This is a genomic window from Rivularia sp. UHCC 0363 (genome assembly GCF_034931125.1).
Lineage (GTDB): Bacteria > Cyanobacteriota > Cyanobacteriia > Cyanobacteriales > Nostocaceae > Rivularia.
Map to the genome: position 1 here is coordinate 13,409 of NZ_JAYGHM010000109.1, position 2,222 is coordinate 15,630.

Here is a 2,222-nt window from a genome sequence, read left to right on the forward strand (position 1 = left end):
GGCTAAAAGCAACCAGCGAGCGAGACGCTCGCACTACCCAAACCTGTCAAAAATGTATGATTTGGACTACTAGTCCACCACATTAATTTTGATGGATAAAATTTTCGTAGTGCGACCATCTTGGTCGCTCGTTACAATTAGCGACCATCTTGGTCGCTCGTTACAATTAGCGACCATCTTGGTCGCTCGTTACCATCAGGGAGCGAGACGCTCCCACTACTAATGCATCAACCATCATATTTAATGTGGCAGAATACTACTACTCGACCACATTAAGAAAGCGGGGTAAAACATTCGTAGTGCGACCATCTTGGTCGCTCGTTACAATTTGCGTTCACGAAGTGTGCGCTACCCTGCGGGAACACCTTGCGGTGAACGCGCACACTACCCTTCGGGCAAACTTCGTTAACGTGAGTCTGCGCTTACGCACACGCACTACTCCGACCCCTCATAACTTATGTGGTGGAATACTACTGGTCGATCGCATTAGTTATGAAGGGTAAAATTTTAGTCCTCTTCAGAGGACTTATGCTATTAGTCGGGGAATGCAATTCCCGACGGGCTGGGATAAAAACCCATTAGAATAAATGAAAAGAACTACTAGTTCCCAGATGATTGCTGGGAACCCCTTGCATGAGGTGCCTCTCGGTTTGACGCAAGGCGGAGCCTTGCTAAAATGCATTACAAGGTGGAACCTTGTAACGAGAGACCTTGTAACGAGAGATAGCAACAGCCAAGCGTGTCATTCTGCTCGCATCCCTACATCTTTACCCTGCAAAAAATGTCCGGCTAAATAAAGGGAACCGCACAAAATAACCAAATTATTATTTGTACTAAAAACTTTTGTCAGCGCTGATGATAAATCGGTATAAATCTCACACAAATTTAATCCCGGACAAACAGATGAAGCTAGTTCCGCTAACTCACTTGGTACAGCCGAACTATGATCGGGTACGGGTACTAAATGCAATTGGTCATTCGTTCGCAACAAAGTTTTAAAAATTACATTATGTTCCTTAGTAGAAAGCATTCCCATTACCCAAGTAACGCTAACCTGGGATTGATTTAACTGAGCTAAGGTAGTATCAATATAATTTCGTAAAGCTGCGGCTGCGGCTGGGTTATGAGCGCCATCAAGCAATAACTTATGGTTGTTCCAAGTAGTCCACTGCATCCTTCCGGGCCACTTTGTTTGTGCCATACCTTTAACAATCGCGTTCTCAGATATTTTCCAGCCCCGCTCTTGGAGAATTTCGAGAGTTGCGATCGCTAAAGCAGAATTAGCTAACTGGATTTTCCCTTGTAGTGGTAAAGGATATTTGACCGATTTGATAACTTGTGGGGAATTTCCTTGTTCCTCCATCTCCACTTCAACCCAACCATGCTCAAGTTCTCGTGCGGGTTGGGGTTTAATTATCGGACATTGTAATAAACTTGCGCGATCGCGAACGACAATTTCTGCTTCCGGGGGTAATTGTCCAATAACTACCGGACATCCAGCTTTGATAATACCTGCTTTTTCTGTGGCGATCGCGGTAAGTGTAGAACCCAACTGTTGACAATGGTCGCGACTTATAGAGGTAATAATCGTAACTAAAGGTTTTTCACAAACATTAGTAGCATCCAAGCGTCCTCCCAGCCCAACTTCTATCACTGCTACATCAACCTGCTTTTGAGCAAAATACAGCCAAGCTGCGGCAGTAAATACTTCAAACTGAGTCGGTGATTCCTCTTGAGGGTCAATAGCTTCTTGTACTTGCATCAATAACTTACCAAGTTCCTCAGCAGAAATTTGTTGTTCGTTAAAACAAATTCGCTCCGTCCAATCAATCAAATGAGGCGAAGTATAGCGTCCGGTGCGGTATCCAGCCTCAGTAAAAACCGCAGAAAGATAAGCACAAACAGAACCTTTACCATTCGTACCGGCAACATGAACTACCGCAACTTGATGGTGTGGATTGCCTAGATTCGCCAAAAGCTTGTAAATACGTTCCAAACCCAAATGAACGCCAAAACGTTTGTAGGGCTGTAATAAAGATTCAATATCCATTTCAGTAAGGTCAAAGGTCAAAGGTTAAAGGTCAAAGGTTAAAGGTTATAAATAATTATTGATGCCCAATACTCAATAAAATTAAAAAAAACGGTTCTTTAGTACATATAGCAATCCTAAATGATTCATAAGAAATTTATAAAGAAGCTGCCAGTTAAAACCGCTACTAAGC

The 2,222-nt window shown here is 43.1% G+C and carries 1 protein-coding gene; it reads right to left on the minus strand.

Features of this window, described 5'->3' with window-relative positions:
- Positions 1–742: 742 nt before the first annotated feature.
- A complete protein-coding gene (locus VB797_RS33395) occupies positions 743–2,050 on the minus strand; it encodes a folylpolyglutamate synthase/dihydrofolate synthase family protein (RefSeq protein ID WP_323242096.1) in 1,308 nt (435 codons plus the stop codon).
- Between the last annotated feature and the right edge of the window lie 172 nt (positions 2,051–2,222).

Bases quoted from the DNA above. Each gene is read 5' to 3' on its own strand.
- VB797_RS33395 (WP_323242096.1), bottom strand. From the start codon at position 2,050: ATGGATATTGAATCTTTATTACAGCCCTACAAACGTTTTGGCGTTCAT.